The organism is Rhizobium sp. 10N414 (assembly GCF_056394785.1).
Genome location: NZ_JBFTIN010000034.1, coordinates 45,385 through 63,367, shown reverse-complemented (window position 1 = coordinate 63,367; position 17,983 = coordinate 45,385). Strand labels below are relative to the sequence as shown.

General features: G+C 59.4%; 15 protein-coding genes and 1 pseudogene. 1 reads left to right on the top strand and 15 read right to left on the bottom strand.

Features of this window, described 5'->3' with window-relative positions; all coding sequences use genetic code 11:
- Positions 1 to 144: 144 nt before the first annotated feature.
- From AC1DE4_RS24510 to AC1DE4_RS24470, 9 genes and pseudogenes are all read right to left on the bottom strand, one after another.
- A pseudogene (locus AC1DE4_RS24510) lies at positions 145 to 953 on the bottom strand (IS3 family transposase); the annotation flags it as partial.
- A 508-nt stretch (positions 954 to 1,461) separates the two neighbouring features.
- Positions 1,462 to 2,613, bottom strand: coding sequence for a hypothetical protein (locus tag AC1DE4_RS24505; protein WP_477883510.1), 1,152 nt, complete (start codon positions 2,611 to 2,613; stop codon positions 1,462 to 1,464).
- A 424-nt stretch (positions 2,614 to 3,037) separates the two neighbouring features.
- The gene (locus AC1DE4_RS24500; protein ID WP_113583587.1) at positions 3,038 to 3,649 is read right to left on the bottom strand and encodes a transglutaminase-like cysteine peptidase; all 612 of its coding nucleotides are present in this window, start codon (positions 3,647 to 3,649) and stop codon (positions 3,038 to 3,040) included.
- Positions 3,650 to 3,852: 203 nt separating this feature from the next.
- Complete coding sequence (locus AC1DE4_RS24495) at positions 3,853 to 4,206, bottom strand: hypothetical protein (protein WP_477883508.1); 354 nt, start codon at positions 4,204 to 4,206, stop codon at positions 3,853 to 3,855.
- Positions 4,207 to 4,326: 120 nt separating this feature from the next.
- Positions 4,327 to 5,031 (bottom strand): ABC transporter ATP-binding protein, encoded by a 705-nt coding sequence (locus AC1DE4_RS24490; RefSeq protein WP_477883506.1) that lies wholly within the window; start codon positions 5,029 to 5,031, stop codon positions 4,327 to 4,329.
- Positions 5,028 to 5,852 carry an ATP-binding cassette domain-containing protein gene (locus AC1DE4_RS24485; RefSeq protein WP_477883504.1) on the bottom strand — a complete coding sequence of 275 codons (825 nt, stop codon included), beginning with the start codon at positions 5,850 to 5,852 and terminating at the stop codon, positions 5,028 to 5,030. The genes AC1DE4_RS24490 and AC1DE4_RS24485 overlap by 4 nt, the downstream gene beginning before the upstream one ends.
- Positions 5,845 to 6,702, bottom strand: coding sequence for an ABC transporter permease (locus AC1DE4_RS24480; protein WP_477883502.1), 858 nt, complete (start codon positions 6,700 to 6,702; stop codon positions 5,845 to 5,847). Before AC1DE4_RS24480 ends, AC1DE4_RS24485 begins: the two co-directional genes overlap by 8 nt.
- Complete coding sequence (locus tag AC1DE4_RS24475; RefSeq protein WP_477883501.1) at positions 6,699 to 7,781, bottom strand: ABC transporter permease; 1,083 nt, start codon at positions 7,779 to 7,781, stop codon at positions 6,699 to 6,701. Before AC1DE4_RS24475 ends, AC1DE4_RS24480 begins: the two co-directional genes overlap by 4 nt.
- Complete coding sequence (locus tag AC1DE4_RS24470) at positions 7,782 to 9,365, bottom strand: ABC transporter substrate-binding protein (RefSeq protein WP_477883499.1); 1,584 nt, start codon at positions 9,363 to 9,365, stop codon at positions 7,782 to 7,784.
- A 332-nt stretch (positions 9,366 to 9,697) separates the two neighbouring features.
- Between AC1DE4_RS24470 and AC1DE4_RS24465 the strand changes: the two genes are divergently transcribed.
- Entirely contained in the window at positions 9,698 to 11,281 is a 1,584-nt protein-coding gene (locus AC1DE4_RS24465; RefSeq protein ID WP_477883497.1) for a Na+/H+ antiporter, read from the top strand.
- A 160-nt stretch (positions 11,282 to 11,441) separates the two neighbouring features.
- Here the strand turns inward: AC1DE4_RS24465 and AC1DE4_RS24460 are convergent, their stop codons facing one another.
- Genes AC1DE4_RS24460 through nosZ form a run of 6 tightly spaced genes read right to left on the bottom strand, consistent with a single transcriptional unit; the run spans position 11,442 to position 17,981 of the window.
- Positions 11,442 to 12,434 (bottom strand): FAD:protein FMN transferase, encoded by a 993-nt coding sequence (locus AC1DE4_RS24460; protein WP_477883495.1) that lies wholly within the window; start codon positions 12,432 to 12,434, stop codon positions 11,442 to 11,444.
- Positions 12,427 to 12,963 (bottom strand): nitrous oxide reductase accessory protein NosL, encoded by a 537-nt coding sequence (locus tag AC1DE4_RS24455; RefSeq protein ID WP_477883493.1) that lies wholly within the window; start codon positions 12,961 to 12,963, stop codon positions 12,427 to 12,429. The genes AC1DE4_RS24460 and AC1DE4_RS24455 overlap by 8 nt, the downstream gene beginning before the upstream one ends.
- Positions 12,960 to 13,787 (bottom strand): ABC transporter permease subunit, encoded by an 828-nt coding sequence (locus AC1DE4_RS24450; protein ID WP_018858104.1) that lies wholly within the window; start codon positions 13,785 to 13,787, stop codon positions 12,960 to 12,962. The genes AC1DE4_RS24455 and AC1DE4_RS24450 overlap by 4 nt, the downstream gene beginning before the upstream one ends.
- On the bottom strand, positions 13,784 to 14,701 hold the full coding sequence (locus tag AC1DE4_RS24445; RefSeq protein WP_477883491.1) for an ABC transporter ATP-binding protein: 918 nt from the start codon (positions 14,699 to 14,701) through the stop codon (positions 13,784 to 13,786). Before AC1DE4_RS24445 ends, AC1DE4_RS24450 begins: the two co-directional genes overlap by 4 nt.
- Positions 14,698 to 16,074: a nitrous oxide reductase family maturation protein NosD gene (locus tag AC1DE4_RS24440; RefSeq protein ID WP_477883489.1), complete on the bottom strand. Its 1,377-nt coding sequence runs from the start codon at positions 16,072 to 16,074 to the stop codon at positions 14,698 to 14,700. Before AC1DE4_RS24440 ends, AC1DE4_RS24445 begins: the two co-directional genes overlap by 4 nt.
- A complete protein-coding gene (gene nosZ, locus AC1DE4_RS24435) occupies positions 16,071 to 17,981 on the bottom strand; it encodes a TAT-dependent nitrous-oxide reductase (RefSeq protein ID WP_192241035.1) in 1,911 nt (636 codons plus the stop codon). Before nosZ ends, AC1DE4_RS24440 begins: the two co-directional genes overlap by 4 nt.
- Between the last annotated feature and the right edge of the window lie 2 nt (positions 17,982 to 17,983).

Genomic DNA, 17,983 nt, shown 5'->3' with positions numbered 1-17,983 from the left:
GTCGATGGATCCTGTGTTTGCTATGGCAGGGAACGATCCCGTTGACGGTGGAAACCATCTGGACCACATTAGGTGAAGCATCTGCTATCGCTGATGCAGAGAGACCTGTCGACTACTTCTCGCTGCTGCTTCCCCACATAGGACGTTGTCGCTGACGATCATCTTCGGCTTGCCACGCCCCTCGATGATCCGGTCCAGCTCACGGGCAACCCGCAGACCGGAAAGTGATGTATCGGCGACGAGTGCCAGGCATTCCCTGGTGCAATCGTCGACGACCGTCAGGACCCGGAACCTGCGTCCATCGGTGAGTTGATCCGACACGAAGTCCAGCGACCAACGATCATTGGCTGCGATCGGAATCAGCATCGGTGCTCGTGTGCCGATCGCTCGCTTGCGACCACCGCGTTTGCGCACCGTCAGCTTCTCTTCCCGATAGAGCCGGAAGAGCCTCTTGTGGTTCACAATGTGGCCCTCGCGCCTGAGCAGCACGTGAATGCGCCGATATCCGAAGCGGCGACGTTCATGCGCCAATGCCTTCATTCGCTCGCGAAGGTCATGATCGTCGCTGCGGCTCGTTTCATAACGGATCGTCATCCGGCAAACGCCGATGGCTTTACACGCCCGCCGTTCACTCATCTGATGGTGGCTCATCAGATGAGTGACAGCGTTCCGCTGGGCTGCGGGCGTCACCACTTCTTTCCCAAAAGGTCTTTCAAAGCAGCGTTATCGAGCATGGCATCCGCCAGGAGCCGCTTCAGCTTCGTGTTCTCGTCCTCCAGCGTCTTCAACCGCTTGGCTTCGGACACGTCCATGCCGCCGAATTTGGCTTTCCACTTATAGATACTGGCATCGCTGACGCCGTGCTTGCGGCAAAGCTCCGCGACCGGAGTGCCTGCCTCGTGCTCCTTCAGAATGCCGATAATCTGTTCGTCTGTAAAACGCTTGCGCTTCATTCCCTGGTCCTCTCAATGGGCCAGAGCTTACTTCAAAATGGATTATTTCAACGGGGCAAGGTCACGATAACGAGACCTACCGTGTCAAGCTGAAGGTCAACCGTTGCGAGAAACTTGGTCATTTCGTATCCGGGGTTCCGTCGGCCCCAACCTGGGGATAAGGTCGTCGAAGTCAGTGCCCCAGGCTTTGGCTTTCCGCTTTCATCGAGGGTCCACGTCCCCTTCGCCTTGCGCCTGGCGATCTCTATGTCCACTACCCACTCCCGCGGTGCTGAAAAGCTCAAGATGATCTGTTCGGATGCGACGAGAAATCGAAGCAGAACCCGACGGGATCGTATTCAGCACTGGAATTGCAGAACCTCCGGTGAGTGGAGTTGACCCATTTCTCAGCGAACTGATGTTGAAGGCGATGCCAGGCAAGTTCGAACGCCGATGGCACACTTTCGGATTAGCCAATGAAAAAAGAGGCCCCTAAAGGCCTCTTCCACTCGCAACTCAAATCTAGTCACTACTTTTTGTTGCCGTTGCCGGAACTTCCGTTCCCGTGCCCGTTGCCGGAATTTCCGTTTCCGTTTCCTTCGTTCCCGGTACCATTCCCCCCACCGTTCCCGTTGCCGTTGCCGGAATTTCCGTCTCCGCCGTTGCCAGAATTCCCGTTTCCGTTTCCTTCGTTCCCGGTACCATTCCCTCCACCGTTCCCGTTGCCGTTGCCGGAATTTCCGTCTCCGCCGTTGCCAGAATTCCCGTTTCCGTTTCCTTCGTTCCCSGTACCATTCCCCCCACCGTTCCCGTTGCCGTTGCCGGAATTTCCATCTCCGCCGTTGCCACTACTTGAGTTTTCAGGGCCCGAGTTGCCGCCGCCCTGGCGGCCACCGGCCTTGTTGCCGCCGCCTTCATGGCCACCACCCTTGTGGCCTTCACCCTTGTGGCCCTCGCCCTTGTGGCCCTCACCCTTGGGGCCCTCGCCCTTGTGGCCTTCACCCTTGGGGCCTTCGCCCTTGGGGCCCTCGCCCTTGTGGCCCTCGCCCTTGTGGCCTTCACCCTTGGGGCCTTCGCCCTTGGGGCCCTCGCCCTTGTGGCCTTCACCCTTGTGGCCTTCGCCCTTGTGGCCCTCGCCCTTGTGGCCCTCGCCCTTGTGGCCCTCACCCTTGGGGCCTTCGCCCTTGTGGCCTTCGCCCTTGGGGCCTTCGCCCTTGGGGCCCTCACCCTTGGGGCCCTCGCCCTTGGGGCCCTCGCCCTTGGGGCCTTCGCCCTTGGGGCCTTCGCCCTTGGGGCCGCCGGACCCACTTCCTCTGTCGGCTGTCTGGTCGGCTGAAGCGAAGGAACCGCTACCTGAACCCGCACCTTGGGAAGTTCCACTTGATTTTGCGTCGCCTGGACCGTGCGTTCCGCGTGTGCCGAAGTTTGTGTTGGTCGGTTCTGGCGTGTTTATGGTCGCCGTCGGCTGGCACAGGATTGCCTCGACAGTGCCCGGCACGGCATCGCCGCAATCGACTACTGATTGCGCGCTTTGGGCACCGGTATCAACGGTGCTCGCTAAAAGTGCTTTCTTCGATGCGGCGTAAGATGGGCTGCCGCCTATGAGTGCTATTCCAAGAATGACCGCAAGCGCGGTCGCATTTGCCCCACTCCGGCCGACGCCTTTCAGAATTCTAGACATTTTTTATCGCTCCGCTACACAATCGCCCGGCACCTTTTCGGCCGGTTTACTGGCAGCGATGTAGTATTTCTGAGCTTCGGCGGATTATTCCTTACTGCCAATTTCTTGCTCTAGCCTGCCACGACTTTGATTGTTGCGACGTGACGACAACGACACCTCTCGACCACGGAACAACTGCTACGAAACTGGCGAAAAATAGAAGCCGACAGGTAGGGCTTGCACGTCCATAAGAGGCGCGAACTGCACTGCCGCCCTTTGACACGAGACAAGAGGCGTTTGGTCATTCCAGCCGTGGGCGAACCCCCGGCGAATTGATCGCGCTGTCGGTATGCGTCATGAAGAGTGCCAAGGGAGATAGGACGGCGAAGTTGCGCAGAGCAGAATGATGATCTGCGCGCATCCGTCGAAGAAAATCAAATCGCCGCTACTCCGGGTTGCCAGCGCGGCGGTCGGCCGCAACGATGCCGCTCGCGCGCGGACCGGCAAGGATTACTTGCCAGACGCGTTGGTGTTCGAAGCTTTGGCGGGCGACGAAGGTATAGCCGGTCCTTTCCCAGGATTTGACGCTGCCGCTCAAGTTATCGAGCACATAGTCGCCGTCGCTGAGCCGCGCCATCAGCACGACGTGATTGTTGCCGCCCCGGTCCAGCACGACGGTAAGTGCCAACCGGTCCGACCGGAACCCCGCCTCGATCAACTCCTTTTTCTTCATCAACGCGAAATCTTCGCAATCGCCCTTGCCGTCGACTGGAAGCGACCAGTCGTCGCGTTTGCCCGTCGTCGATTGATCGTCGGCCTGCCTGACGTTGGCATTCACCCGGGCATTCACGCGACCGAGGAGAGCGAAGGCCTCGGCGTCGTTCATGGCGTGGCCCGAGGCCTTACCGCAAAGCCACGCGTAGTGATGACATGCGGAGACAAACTGTCGAGGCGCGCCGATGGTCCTGATCGGCTGGAGCATTGACGCCGCTGATGCGGTTTCGTGGGATGCAAGGGCACTGACGATCGCGACCACAGCAAAGCGACATGGATGCATGATGTTTTCTCCCGCGAAATGGCTGCGCTCAAGAACTAGTAAGCCTTCACCTTCACATTTAGTCGCTGAGACCCTCCTGAATGATTAAACAAGCTACCCGGATGACTAAAATTGCTACGCCGCGCTCGACGGTTGTTTGACGGCCCAATCTTTGAAAACGACCGCCTCTTGCCACCTAGAATGCCCTGGTCTTGCAGTAGCGATCATTGCTCTATCGGACCCCAGCATGCCTGTGCGAGAAGGAGTCCGGGATGTAACCAGAGCGAGTTTGGATCGAGCTCGCCGCCTGGCAAATTTGCCGGATCGGAGGCTATGAGTGTTCCGCAAGGTCCCCCGAGAGCTCCCGGGTTGGAAGGAAGGTCTTTGCGCGTGCGGGCCAGTCGTTCCGGGGCGTCGATGCCGCGGAACCGCAACTCGTCCCGAAGCTGCTCCCACTGCGCATCGGTCTCCGTTCGCACCTCCGGCCAATCGTACATCGGCAAGGCGGCAATCAGCCCCAGGGAACCGGTGAATTCCTTCGTTGCAAGGAGCTTCTGATCTGATTGCTGTAGCGGCATAGGATGTTATCGCGGTAGGGGGATGATCACTATTAAATCGATTTCTCGGCCGATGCCAGCGTCGGGCAAATCATGACCTCGCGAAGCATGTTCACTTCGAAGTCTGAGGCGCGGCCGTTGTCAGCTTCCGGCAGACAAGCCAGAACGATCAAGTATGTCCTCGATCAGGCCCTTTTTCATCACAGCGGCGCGGTCGCACATATGGGCGACGACGCCGGGGTCGTGGCTGACCAGAATGAAGGTGATACCCTGTGAGGTCTTGAGGTCGTTCAAGAGATTGAGGATCCCTGCCTGTACTGACACGTCCAGTGCCGAGGTTGGCTCGTCGAGCAGCAGCAATTTGGGTTTGAGCAACAGCGCTCGGGCAATGGCCACGCGCTGCCGCTGTCCACCGGAAATCTGGTGCGGGTAGCGCTGCGCAACCGCCGCCGGTAGCCCGACCTGGTCGAGCGCAACACGCACGCGTTCGGTAACGTCTGACATGCCGCGGATTGACAGCGGTTCGCCCAAGATGCGGGCAATGTGATGGCGAGGATGCAGCGACGAATATGGATCCTGGAACACCATCTGGATCTCCTCACGCAGCATCCCGGTGATCCTGCGTCCCGCTGCCAGGGGCTGACCGAAGACCGAAATGTCGCCCTGCCAATTCGTGTTCAACCCGGCGATTGCGCGCAGCACGCTCGTCTTGCCGCATCCTGAAGGTCCGATGAGACCGAAGGTTTCACCAGCGGCAACGTCGAACGAGACGCCGCGTACGGCCGTGAAGCCCTTCGAGGCGCCCTGAAAGGTGACAGAAAGATCCTTTACCGCCAGTGCGCTCACTGCTCGTCCTCGTAAACCGGCAATCGCGTGCCATAGGTGGCCGCCGACGGTCGCGCCGCCCAGAGCGCGCGGGTATAGGGCGATCCGGCATGGGAGAGGTCGGCGGATGTCATTTCTTCCTCGATACGTCCCTGCCGCATGACGAGCACACGGTCTGCGTAGCGAGACACCTGTTGCAGGTCGTGACTGATCAGCAGCAGGCCCATGCCGAACTCCTCCGTCAACGAACGCAAGAGCGTCAGCATCTGGTCCTGCAGGTCACGGTCGAGAGCCGAAGTCGGCTCGTCGGCAATGAGCAGCTTCGGTCGATTGATCAGCATTGCAGCGATCATCACCCGCTGTCCCATGCCGCCTGAGAGTGCCGCCGGATAGCTTGCGTAGATGCGCTTCGGATCCGGCAGTCCGACTTTCTCCAGCATGTCCAGTGCCCGCTCGCGTCGCTCGACAGCCGAAAGCTTCGTGTGCAGAAGTAGCGCCTCTTCGACCTGCCGACCGACCCGGTGCGCCGGATTGAGGGAATATCTCGGATCCTGCAAAATCAGACCCAATCCTGTCCCGCGCAGTGCGTTCCAGTCAGCGCTCGAACGCGTGGCCAGGTCCTTGCCGTCAAAGACCAGGCGTCTGGCACGCATCACTGCGCCGCGCGGCAGGAGACCCATTATCGCCCGTCCCGTCATTGACTTGCCAGAGCCGGATTCTCCAACGAGCGCCAGGATCTCGTGTCCGACTGAAAAGGAGATCCGGTCGACAACGGAAACCAGGCCTGCATTGGAGGGAAAGGAGATCGAAAGTTCCTTGGCAGACAGAAGCGGTTCAAGCATGGCGCGGATCCAGAATGTCGCGCAGGCCATCGGCCAGCAAGTTGAAGCCGAGCGAGGCAACAAGGATGGCGAGCCCGGGCGCGGCAGCGACCCACCATTGATCGAAGATCACCTGCGTGCCCTCGGCGACCATTGAACCCCACTCCGCCGTTGGCGGTCGTACTCCAAGGCCAAGGAAGCCAAGGCCGGCGGCAGCAAGGATGATGCCTGAAAGGTCGAGCGCCAGCCGAATGACGGCCGATGGCAACACCAGCGGAAGGACATGTCCCCAGAGCAGCCTGGGCCCCCTGATGCCGACCATTTCGGCTGCCGCAAGATAGTCGCTCTGCCTGAGCGCTCCGGTCTCGACGCGCGCCTGACGGGCGTAGGCCGGCCAACTCGTCAAGGCGAGCGCCAGTGCACCGTTGATAAGCCCGGGCCCCAGGATCGCAACAAAGGCGAACGACAACAACAATCGCGGGAAGGACATGACGATGTCGGTGATACGCATCAGGATACGCTCCGTCGCGCCGCCGAAAAAGCCTGCGAGTATACCAACGGCAATGCCGAGCGGTGCCATCAGCAATGCCACAATGAGCACCAGGAGCAGGGTCGGCCGGGCCCCGTAGATCAAGCGCGAGAGGATGTCGCGTCCGAAGCCATCGGTGCCGAGCCAGTGGGCAGCACTCGGGGCCATGAGGCGATTGGCCGTTTCCTGCAGATTCGGATCGTAGGGCGCGACAAACGGCGCAAGCAGCGCGATGGCGAGGATGAAAATCACGATGCCACCGCCCGACGCTGCCGAAGGGGAGCGAAGCATCCGCCAACCAAAGGACATCCCGCCGATCCGTGCTTGTTCGATGGCGCTCATCGCTTTCTTTCCACTTCCAGCCGAGCCACGACGAGATCGGTTAGCGCGTTGAGAAGCACAAAGGAGGCACCGACGACAAGCGTGGCTCCCAGGATCGCAGGCATGTCGCCCGCAAACATCGCCGTCGTCAGGTAACGTCCGATCCCCGGCCACGCGAAGACAGTTTCGGTCAAAACGGCTCCCTCAAGCAGGCTTGCATAGGAAAGGGCAATCACAGTCAGCAGCGTCCCGGAGATGTTCGGCAGAATATGGACGAAGACGATCCGCCCCAGGCGGGCTCCTTTTGCTCGTGCGGTGGATACATACTCCTGGCCGAGCTCGGTAATGATCGAGGCCCTCGTCAACCGCGAGATTGCCGCAAGAGCATGAATGGCAAGCACGGTCGCCGGCAATGCCAGATGGGCCAGCGCATCGCGAAAGGCACCAGGCTTGCCGGAACGCCACGTGTCGATCAGCGCGAAGCCGGTGACAGGCTTGACGGTGTACTGGAACACGACATCCGCCCTGCCCGGCCCGGGCGCCCAATGCAGCCGGGCATAGAAGAGCAACAGCAGCAGGAGGCCGAGCCAGAAGATCGGCACCGAATAGCCAAACAGAGATACAAGGCGGCAAACACCGTCGATCCATGTCCCCTGCCGCATTGCCGCGATGATGCCGAGCGCCAGGCCGATCGTCGCGCCAAGGACGATTGCCGTCGTGGCAAGCTCTATCGTCGCCGGAAACGTACGGGCGATATCATGCGCGACCGGCTGGCCGGTCGAGATTGACTGGCCGAGATTGCCAGAAAGCGCCGTCTCGACATAGCGCAGGAACTGCAGCGGCAACGGCTGGTCGAGCCCGAGTTCGAGCCGCGCCTGTTCATAGGTCGACTGGCTGGCATGGTCGCCAACGAGTTGCAGCGCCGGATCGATGGGGGAAAGCCGCGTCATGGCAAAGGTCACGATTGCCAGCCCAAAGAGCGTCAGTGCAAACGACCACAGCCACTTGATAAGGGGCAAGACGAAAGACAACTCCCGCCAGCTTCTGTGCTGGCGGGAGTTGCTCATGTCGGCACTAGGGGGTGTTGCCGCCTGCGGCACTTATTTTTCTACCTTGTCGTAATAAACCTGGTCTGCGTTCAGACCTTGGGCATAGTTCTTCACCTTGTCGCTTAGCACGACCTGGTCGTTGCCCTGAAGCGTAAAGATGTAGGGCGAGCTTGCCTGGATCTTCCTTTGCAGATCCTGATAGAGCGCCGCGCGCTTGGCGGGGTCCTGTTCCTTGACGGCAGCAAGCGTCGCGTCGCTCAGTTCGGGGATCACCCAGCCGGCCTGCTTGGCAACCGTGTTGGCTGAATTGTCCTTGTTGATGGCGAAGGCACTGGCGTTCGAGTGAGCGTCGAAATAGTCCGGGATCCAATAACGCAGGGTCATCTCGTATTTGCCGGCGCGTCCACGGGCATAGATGTCGCTTGCAACACCCGGCTGGATGTCCAGCGTGATGCCGGCCTGCGCGAAGGTCGACTGCAGCGACTGCGCGATCGAAAGGAACGGCTGGTCGTTGAAGACGATGAATTCGATCTTGAACGGCGTCTTGATACCGGCATCCGCCAGAATCTTCTTCGCCTTGTCGACATCGAGCTTGAAGGGGGTATCCGTCAGTGCACCGGGGAAGCCTACCGGCAGGAACGACTGATGGACGGTGCTCTGGCCACGCAGCAGGTTTTTGGCAATGCCGTCATAGTCCACGAGGTAACGCGCAGCCTCCCAGAACGCCGGATTGCCGAGCGTCTCGTTCGCCTTGCTGTTCAAGAGGATGTAGTCGGTGCGGGCCGAGGCAACAGAGAGGACCTTAATGCCGCTCTTATCCTTCAGCGCTTCAATCTGGTCGGCAGAGAGGCCCCGGGCGATATCGGCATCGCCCTGCTCAACGAGCAGGCGGCGGGCGCCGACGTCCGGCACGTTGCGGATGATGACACTCTCGAGCTTCGGCTTGTCGTTCGAATTGGCATTGGCCTGGAGCACCAGCGCCTCGTGGGGCGTGTAGGTGCCGATCGCGTAGGCACCGCTGCCAGCCGAATTGGTCTTCAGCCATGCATTGCCGAAATCGTTGTCCTTTGCGTTTGCGGCAACGGTCTGCTCGTCGACGATCGAGGCGATCGGCGCCGTCAGCAGCGACAGCGCGAAGCCTGAGCCGACATCGGCCGTCCAGGTGAGCTTCACATGCTTGTCATCAACCTTGGTGACGGCAGCATCGACATTATCGGCCTTCCAGCCGAGCTCGTTCAGGATGAAGGCCGGCGACTTGTTGAGCTTGACGGCGCGCGTCAGCGAGAAGATCACGTCCTCCGGGCGCACCGGGTTACCGGAGGCGAACTTCGCGTCGGCGAGCGCAAAGGTCAGGCTCTTGCCGTCGCTGCCGGCTTCCCAGGAGGCGGCAAGCGCCGGATCGATCTTGGTGCCGTCATCACGATTTGACTGAACGAGACGCTGGTAGAGATTGTTGAAGGACTGGACGGTGGTGAGCTCGAAGCCCTCGGCCGGGTCGAAGCTAACGGCGTCATCAATCGACTGGGCAACGACCAGAACGTTCGGCGGTGTTTCGGCATGGACCGGCGCACCGATCAACAACCCCAGGCTAAAAACGGTGCCAAGCAATTTCGCACGGCGAGCAATAAAATTCATATGCATATCTCCACAAACTAGTGCCTAACGCGGCAGCCGCGCTTGGTAGCCGCCTATTGGCCGCAAAATAGCTGGGCGCTCGCCGGTCACGAGTGCGGATCGTTCCATTTATCTGTTCCTCGATGGAAAATCTTTCCGTCAGGGACCACTGGCAGCGCGGCCGGCTCGGCGCATGCCCATTTGCCGGATCCATATGCTTCACGGTTCCTCCCGTGGCACTGCAGAATCCAGTGGAGCCTTGGCGTGCTGGATGCGACAGACATGCCCGGGCGATTGCATTTCGAGCAAACGCGCATTGTAATAGACCATCGGGTGAAATCAGGCAGCGGTTAATGGACCCAACTCACTTGTTCGAGCTGGTGATCGTGATGTTCTTGGCGATCATCGCGTTGCATTACGCTGCTCACCGGTTTGGCTTGCCGCCCTCCGTAGCACTGCTCGCCGGCGGTGCACTGCTTGCCTTTCTGCCGGGTCTGCCAGCCATTGCCATTGATCCCGATCTGGTACTCGTCATCTTCCTGCCACCACTGTTGATGGACGGTGCCTGGTTCATTGCTCTCGGCCGGCTGCGCCGCCACATGATCGGCATTGCTTCGCTTGCCGTCGGCGCGGTATTTTTCACCTGCGCCGTCGTGGCAGTCGCGGTCCACTTCCTCTTTCCTTCCTTGCCATGGGCGGCCTGCGCGGTTCTCGGGGCGATTGTGTCACCACCCGATGCGATCTCCGCTCGCGCCGTGCTGCAACGGGTCAAGCTGCCCCGCCGCCTTCAAATCCTGCTCGAGGGCGAGAGCCTGCTCAATGATGCAAGCGGTTTGGTGCTGTTCCGGTTCGCCATCGCCGCCGGCGTCACGGGTGCCTTCAGCACGGCCGAGGCGATGGGAAGTTTCTTCCTGCTGGCGCTCGGCGGCGCCGCCGTCGGCATAGCCATCGGGACGGTATGGGTGGTGTTTGTCCGCCGCCTGAACGACGAATACCTGATCATAGCGGCCACGACCCTGCTCGCTTGGATTTCCTATATGCTCGGCGAAATGATCCATGTTTCCGGCGTCATCGCCACCGTGACGACGGGCCTGATCGCGGGCTGGTATCAGCATACCGTCTTTTCGGCCTCGGCGCGCATGCGCGGCACCTCGTTCTGGACTGTGATGATCTTTCTGATGGAAGCCTCGGTTTTCATGCTGATCGGGTCATCCTTGCGAGGCGTGGTCGAACGTGGCGGTGGCTTCGGCGTCGTGATCGCCACCATGGGATTGCCGATGCTCGCGGTCCTGGTCGCACTTACGCTTGCGCGCTTCGCTTGGGTTTTTGGATCAAACCTTGTGGTCGAATTCTGCAAGGTCTTGGGCCTTGAGCGATACACGCCGCTCAGCGCGCGCGCTTCAGTCGTTCTGAGCTGGGCGGGCGTTCGCGGTGTGGTTACACTTGCCCTGGCGCTGAGCGTGCCCGAAGGCTTTCCCGGCCGCGATTTCATTTTGGTGACGTCGTTCGCCGTCATTGTCGGGACCGTACTGGTCCAGGGCACGACGCTGGGGCGCCTGATCGAATGGGCAAAGCTGATCGAGCCGGAGTCAGAAAAGGCGCGCCTCAACCTGAGCCAGGCCGAAGCCGCCATGGCTCAGGCGCAATTGGCAACCGTAAAGGACAGGGCCTATGACACGGACGGCAATCTCATCCATCCTCGTCTGCTGGAGCGTTATCAACTCAGGGCCAAGATGATCGTCGACTATATCCAGAAAACGGAACACCACGACGTTCTGCTCCATGCCCATTTCGATGTCGTTCTGGCGGCGATCGCCACCGGACGCCGTGAACTGATCCGTCTTCACCGCGCCGGTGATATCGACGACGAAACGCTGCACGAACTCGAACGAGACCTCGATCTCGAAGAATTGAGCGCGCTCTCCGCCAAGTCCTAGCTGTCGCGGATCGTGACCTAAATCTCGCTGCGCCTTGAAGGACAATTCTCCTGCGGCAAACGGTTGGCCCACATGACGTTCGGCGACGTTCTCACGCTACTCGACCAGGTTTGACCAATGCGAGGGCTGGCAGAGCGGCGACCCGCCATGAATCTGGCGCCTAGATCCGGTGCCTTTCGCCAGTTGGTTCGACCAGGTCGGCAGAGGCTCCGGGCCAGTCCTTCAATACGGATCTTATTGAATTCACGTCCATAAGGTTAAATGCTGTCGACAACGCATCTGCCGTGGTCGCGTCATCAGCGATAACGGTTACTCTCCGATAGGCCATCGGCGCGCTGCCCGTTTTTGGGTGGAGGATGTGCCCGAACTTGCCGTCTTCGTCGAAGACGAAGCCAGTCGGGCTGGACGTGGCGACCGCCCGATTTACGATGGACAGCACCGCATCGGGATCCAGGCTGTCTTCGGTTGTGGCCAACCCGACATGCCATGGCGTTCCATCCGATTGTGCGCCGACCGCCCGTTCCTCGCCCATGTTCACAAGACAACTGTCGAAGCCTTCGTTCCGCAACATATAGGCTACTCGATCGGTAATGAACCCCTGGGCAACGCCATTCAGGGTCATCGCCATTCCCCGCTCGGCGAAGGCGATGCGGTCCGAGCCATACCTTACGGCTTCGAAGCCGACCTTGCCGAGAGCCCTCTTCAGCTTGGTCTGGCTGGGCCCGAGTTCATATCCATGCCCCGATGCAAAGTGATCGCGATACACCTCCCATACCGGCTGCACGGTAGGATCGAACAACCCGCCGGTCCTTTCCCAGACCCGCAGACACTGGTCGAGCAAGGAGACCATCTCTGGCGAAGAGACGGCAACCCCACCTACCCGATTGAGTTCCGCGAGGATCGAATCGTCCCGATAGAGACTGAAAATTCCTTCTAGCCGAGCAACTTCAAGAACGATCTCATCTATTAACCGCCGAGCCTTCGCCATATTGCCGTGATGCAGGACCAGCTTGGCCGGCGCTCCGAGTGCTTGACCGGTCCAGACGACGACCGGCGCATTGGCTTTCGCGGGAAAGCTGGAGTAAAGCAGCGGAAGTCCGGCTGCCGCTGCGATAATTCCTATGGCACGTCGCCTGGTGACGGCTCTAACCATTGGATTCAATCTCCGAGCTCGCGGGTGCGCTGGTAGACGTTCCGAGAACATCCTGATCCTTGATTTCCCCGAGGATCGAAACTCTGCCGCCGTTCTTTTTCGCAAACTCTTCGGCGTCTGCCCGAACGGAGAAAGGAACGGTTTCCGGTGCGCCCATCCCGCCGTGAACCTTGCTCCCGACAACGAAGAATGCGCGATCGGCTTCAACCCAGTTTTGACTTCCCGGCGCTTGCCAACTGGTAGCGTGGCTCATGTCCGATACGTAGATTGCAGCAATGTCCTTTGGTTCTTCCGGAAGCCGGGTAAATGCAACTGCATCACGCGACGAACTGAACCAGACCGGCTTTCCGCCATTCTTTAGGAGAACCTGTCCTTTCGGCCCCGCATGCTCCAGCACGTTCATGCCGCAGAAATGATCGACGGCATCGGAGGTAAGCTCCAACGGAGGAGGCACGATGGTCTCGGCCTTCTCGCAAGCGCTTAACAGAGATGCCATAAGGACGATTGATATTGCGAACGAGCGGTTCAAAGTTCTCTCCTGGAAAAACGAAGCATGGCCAACGATAGAGGGACGGCAACCCATAAGGCCAAGGATGCCATCAGGACGGTCGGAGACAGCTTCGAACTCGCTGCGAGACCGGACAGAGCCGAGACAGAGCCGGCCGTTTCCGATCCCAGGTTGAGAAGACGGTAGGCATCGGTCGGATTGGCCATCAGAAGTATGCTCAGCAGCCCCGGCGAAAATCCAACGCCCTTCGTCGACACGATCGCACCCAGCAAACCCATGTCGTAAATGATGACGAAAAACAGCCATACTCCCAAGGCGATGCCCCCGGCCGTACTCCTCTGGCTGACAGTCGCACTAACGAGGTATCCGATAGCGGTGAAGACCGATCCAAGCAGGATCGAGGATCCAATCATGGCGCCGAACGCCGTCCAACTCTCCGCAGTGGTCGGCGTCCCGGCGACAACGAGCGCCAGACCCGCCGCGCCGTAGCCCAATAGAGTGGCGAACGAGAGTATGAGTATGTGTGCCAGGAATTTTCCAAACACAATCTGGCTACGCGCTACCGGATAGCTCAGAAGCAGGAGAAGTGTTCCACGCTCCAGTTCTCCAACGATCGCATCGTGCGAAAGCAGCAAGGCAATGAGGGGAACAAGAAAGATCGTGAGACTGGCAAGACTGACAATGACGATATCCAAACGGCCCGCGCCGACGTTGCCTGTCGGCGCACTACCCAGAAACGAAAGCGTCAGCGCCAGCGAGGCAAGTAGCAAGGTCACCGCGATGACCCAGCGGTTTCTCAACCCTTCCTGGATCTCCTTTCGGGCAATGATCACGATATTGTTCACGGCTTTCTTCCCTGTCGTTGGAGGAAATGCGCATAGACGTCATCGAGTGTCGGCTCGATGACAGTTATGCTGGTCAGTGCAGCCGGATCGGATGTTACAGCCGACAGAACCGCGATCTTCTCGCTATGGTCGACACTGGCTTCCAGAAATTTATCCTTGCGCTCGGTCCATCGCACCGGCCCGTCAAACCACGAGTGAGCAGCGGACTCGCTGCTCGGCTTGAACCGGATCTGGGTCGGAAGGCAGGCAATCCGACGCAGTTCGTCAAGCGTTCCGTCGGCGATCTTGTTACCGCCGTTGATGATAACGACGCGTTCGGCCCGTTCCTCAAGCTCGCTCAGCGCGTGGGAGGAGAGAAGTACGGTCGTTCCCTTCTTCTGGAAGTCGAGGATGAGATCGTAGAAACTGCGTCGTAGTGCTGGATCCAATCCACTGGTGGGTTCGTCCAGGAGGAGAAGGCGTGGCTCTCCGAGAAGTGCCTGTGCCAGGCCCAATCGTTGGCGCATTCCCTTCGAATAGGTCCTTACCGTCCTGTCGGCAGCGTTCTGCGCCAGGCCGACCTGATCGAAGAGATTTCGCCATCGATCCGCCGGCACGCGCTTCAGCTTCGCATAGAACGACAGAACCTCACGTCCAGTGAGCGCCAGATGGAAAGTGACACTCTCGGGGAGATATCCGACCTCCCTGCGCACGATCAGGTTCCCGGAAACCGGGTCCTCGCCAAGGACGCGCACCTTTCCGTCGGTCGGTCGAAGAAGCCCCAGGATCGCTTTGATCAACGTGGTCTTGCCGGCTCCATTGTGACCGACAAGTGCAACCAGCTCTCCCTCGCCAAGGGAAAACGAAACATCGTTGATCGCGGCGGTATCGCCATAAAATTTCGAAACATGTTCGAGAGAAATTGTCGCCGTCATCGTGCATTCTCCAAGGGTACGGGCGGCCCCATCAGGGGCTTGCTGTCAACCACGCCGCCCGGCAGGAGCGAAGGGAATTGGGACTGCGCCCATCGGATGATCTGAACCGCGGGACTTGTGGTCAAAACCTTGGCTTGCGGGGCTGTCCAAAGAACGGTGTCGATGATGTCATTGGGGCGATAGGGACTGTCTGCTATCCCGTCGCCATCGAGATCGAACGCGGGATTGTCACTCCAGTAGTTACCTCGACCATTCTTCGACCAATCGAGGTATCGCGACCCGACGTACTTTACCTGATTCCGATTGCCTACGAACGCGTTGCCGGCAATGGCGTTTCCTTCGGAGCCGGCTGTAAAATGTATGCCGATCGCACAGTTCTCAAACACGTTGTCTTCAAGGACATTCCGGTTTGCGTTGTAAATGAACACGCACTTCTCCGGTCCGAGCTGCGTCCCCTGCCCTTCGGCAAGTCGCGTCTCGATGCCAGGCATGTCGCTGGCGTCGGCCCTTGTTCCACCCAACAGCCATCGATCTGATGGCTGAAGGCGGCCGGTGACCCTGTTTTGCCTTATGGTCGAGCCGTTGGCAAAGTTGAGGAGCAATCCGTGATCCCGGTCGCCATCGGAGACATTTCCGGTGATCTTCAGATGGTTCGAAAACATGATGGCATAGCCGACCAGGTTGCCCACTGAGACGTTGTCGCTGATTTCGCTGTCGTTGGTGTACATGTAGTGGATGGCGAACCGCAGGTCGCGGAAACGGTTTCCCTTGAAGACGTTGCGTTTGCTCGCGTTCGTCGAGATGCCGTCCTTGCCGAGGCTAATGTCATTGTCCACGATCATTGCCCCCGGGGCATTCCACAGTGAGACGCCGTTGCCGGCCTCGCTCATCCGACCCGACGCCATTCCGATGATCCGGTTGCGTTTTGCGACGGAACCGGCGGCACCGTGCAAATAGACACCGTTCAGGTTTCCCTTGATCGTGTTGTCTTCGACCACCGCATGGTCAGCGCTCTGGCTTACAAACACCCCGGAATCGAGCGCAGACAGATCAGAGCCGGATCCTTCAATCTCAAGACCTCGCACAACAGCTCCTGGCGCCGTGATCGTGATCACGCTTCCCTTGCCATTGCCCACGACGGCCGCGCCAGACTGGCCTTCCAGCACGATCTGCCTGCTGACAGTCAATGGTCCGGCATACCGGCCAGGGGACAGCCGTACGATGTCTCCATCTGCGGCGACATCAAGGACACGTTGAACGGTTGCTGCATCCGCCGCCGCAAGCTGGAATTCTGCGGCGCGAACATGGGCCGGAATGGCGGTCGTTGCGACCGCCATTCCGAGGAGTGCTATTTTGCCAAGCGGCGGCATCATGCTGCCTTTGGTTCAACGAGCATGCGACCCTGCATCTCCATATGCATCGCATGGCAGAACCACGAGCAATAGTACCAATAGACGCCTGGCTTATCGGCGGTGAAGGTCACCGACGCGGTCGCCTGCGGCGCGACCTCCATCTGGATACCGTAGTTTACGATCGAGAAGCCGTGAGTAAGATCCTCCACGTCATCGATGTTGGTAACGTAGACGGTCACCTCGTCGCCCTGCCTGACATTGAATGATTCAAGGCCAAACGCCGGAGCCGCCGACGTCATATAGACCCGCACCTTGTTTCCATCCCGGATAACTTGGGAGTCCGACAGGAGGTCGATGTTGTCCTTCTTGGCCTGAGCGACTGCATCGGCGAAGAAGACGTCGTCCCTTTTCCAGACACTTACGGGATTGATCTTCGACGAATGAACGATGGTCGCGTCGTGTGGTTCGGCGAAGGTGGGATTGTCGTGAACGAGAACCATCTTGTCGCCGGAAATGTCGATCAACTGATCATTCTCCGGCTTCAGGGGGCCGACGTTAAGATAGCGATCCTTCGAGAACTTGTTCAGCGAAATGAGCCACTTTCCGTCCGCGTCTTTGGTCTGGCCCATCGATGTGTGGTTGTGACCCGGCTGATATTGAACATCGAGCTTCTGACGAATCGGGTCGACCTTCTCGCCCTTGAAGGCGCGGATAGCGTCTTCAATGTTCCACTTGCAGATCTGGCTGTCGATGAACAGGGTGGTGTAGGCATTGCCGCGCCCGTCATAGGCCGTATGGAGCGGCCCGAGGCCAAGCTGAGGCTCGGCGACCACCGTGTCGCGCGGTTGAATCTTGTCCTCGAACAGGTCATCGAACTTGCGAACGTCGAATACTGTGACGGTAGGAGACAGCTTTCCGTTGGCGACGACATGTATTCCGTCCGGAGCCGTGTTCATGCCATGCGGGCTGTTCGAAACCGGGATGTAACGCGTGTAGGCGGAACCGTGGCGGCCGTCGAGAACGGGAACGCCGCCGATCTCTTTGAAGTCGCCCCGCGCGACGGCATCTTCGATCCTCTTGAGATTGAAGACAACGACCCAGTCCTGGTCCTTCGCCATCATCTCCGGAAGATTGACGCCTTCTTCGGAGTTGTAGCAGGTCGCAAAGCAGTACTTCCCCTGATAGTCCGCATCGACATTGTCGAGATTGCCATCGACGATCAGCTGCCAGGCAACCTTCATCGTTTCGCCGTCGACGGCCGTGAAGACAGCGTGGTACTGCTTGGTATCGTCGAGAATCTTGCCGTCGTTCGGGATCGGAACGCGATCTTCGCCGTTGCAGAACACATATCCGGTCTTGGGGTACTTCTGCACACGAAGTCCGTGGACCGTGTGCTGGTTCGGAAGTTCGATGATCTTGTCGCACTTCATGACGTCCAGACGGATTCTGCAGACGCGCGTGTTTGCCTTGTCATTGGCAAACAGGTAGCGCCCATCGTAGGTACCGTCGGTAAAGGAGGGATGCGGATGGTGCAGATCGCCGTTGTGGTAGACACCGCCGCGAGTGGACAAGAATTCGCGCGTTTGAGGAAGCAGACCGTCCGTGAGTACCTTGCGGCTTTCGTTGGTAAGACCCCAGCCGGTCGCGCTGCAGCGGTTGTAAACCGGGATACGCATGAGTTCTCTCATGGATGGGAGACCAACCACTCTGATTTCGCCCGATTGCCCTCCGGACACGAACACGTAGTATTCGTCGAGTTCGCCAGGCTTGACCTCATGGTTCAAGCCTTCCGCGCGCGCCGCCGTAGCCGTGGCTCCGGAAAGCGTCAGAGCGCCACCGACCCCGGCCGCGCCGGCTGCCGCCGCGAATGCAGTCGTCCCCAAAAGTTGCCGTCTGTTGAACAATGGATGCTTTTCTTGAGTTGTCATTT

What these genes read in the sequence shown, in the direction of transcription:
- nosZ (WP_192241035.1), bottom strand. Translation starts at nt 17,981, where the DNA reads ATGACAACTCAAGAAAAGCATCCATTGTTCAACAGACGGCAACTTTTG.
- AC1DE4_RS24480 (WP_477883502.1), bottom strand. Translation starts at nt 6,702, where the DNA reads ATGAGCGCCATCGAACAAGCACGGATCGGCGGGATGTCCTTTGGTTGG.
- AC1DE4_RS24465 (WP_477883497.1), top strand. Translation starts at nt 9,698, where the DNA reads ATGGACCCAACTCACTTGTTCGAGCTGGTGATCGTGATGTTCTTGGCG.
- AC1DE4_RS24460 (WP_477883495.1), bottom strand. Translation starts at nt 12,434, where the DNA reads ATGGTTAGAGCCGTCACCAGGCGACGTGCCATAGGAATTATCGCAGCG.
- AC1DE4_RS24500 (WP_113583587.1), bottom strand. Translation starts at nt 3,649, where the DNA reads ATGCATCCATGTCGCTTTGCTGTGGTCGCGATCGTCAGTGCCCTTGCA.
- AC1DE4_RS24470 (WP_477883499.1), bottom strand. Translation starts at nt 9,365, where the DNA reads ATGAATTTTATTGCTCGCCGTGCGAAATTGCTTGGCACCGTTTTTAGC.
- AC1DE4_RS24440 (WP_477883489.1), bottom strand. Translation starts at nt 16,074, where the DNA reads ATGATGCCGCCGCTTGGCAAAATAGCACTCCTCGGAATGGCGGTCGCA.
- AC1DE4_RS24495 (WP_477883508.1), bottom strand. Translation starts at nt 4,206, where the DNA reads ATGCCGCTACAGCAATCAGATCAGAAGCTCCTTGCAACGAAGGAATTC.
- AC1DE4_RS24445 (WP_477883491.1), bottom strand. Translation starts at nt 14,701, where the DNA reads ATGACGGCGACAATTTCTCTCGAACATGTTTCGAAATTTTATGGCGAT.
- AC1DE4_RS24485 (WP_477883504.1), bottom strand. Translation starts at nt 5,852, where the DNA reads ATGCTTGAACCGCTTCTGTCTGCCAAGGAACTTTCGATCTCCTTTCCC.